We start from the raw sequence: 226 nt of genomic DNA, 5'->3' as shown, positions 1-226 counted from the left end.
TGCTTGGATGTTTTGGTCGCCTGAGATGGTTCTTGGACGTCTTCTTCCTCCATTGACTGGATGGTTTGGGCGTTTTGCCGTTTGCCTAGCGGGTGTTTTCTTCCAGTCGGTGGATGTTTTGGTCGTATAAGGAGCATCTATGCGTGCCGATTTTTCCAGTCGGTGGGTGATTCGGTTGTCTGAAGTGACTTGAGCGTCTGGATTTTTCCAGTGGCTGGATGATTTG

The 226-nt window shown here is 49.6% G+C and carries 1 protein-coding gene; it reads right to left on the bottom strand.

Annotated elements, in window-relative coordinates; all coding sequences use genetic code 11:
- Nucleotides 1-226, bottom strand: a 226-nt coding sequence (locus B3C64_RS02725; RefSeq protein ID WP_291533561.1) for a hypothetical protein, incomplete at both ends; no start/stop codon positions are given.

It is taken from the genome of Bifidobacterium sp. UBA6881, from assembly GCA_002451435.1.
Taxonomy (GTDB): domain Bacteria; phylum Actinomycetota; class Actinomycetes; order Actinomycetales; family Bifidobacteriaceae; genus Bifidobacterium.
The sequence above is the reverse complement of the archived record's forward strand: the minus strand, read 5'-3'. Positions and strand labels throughout refer to the sequence as shown.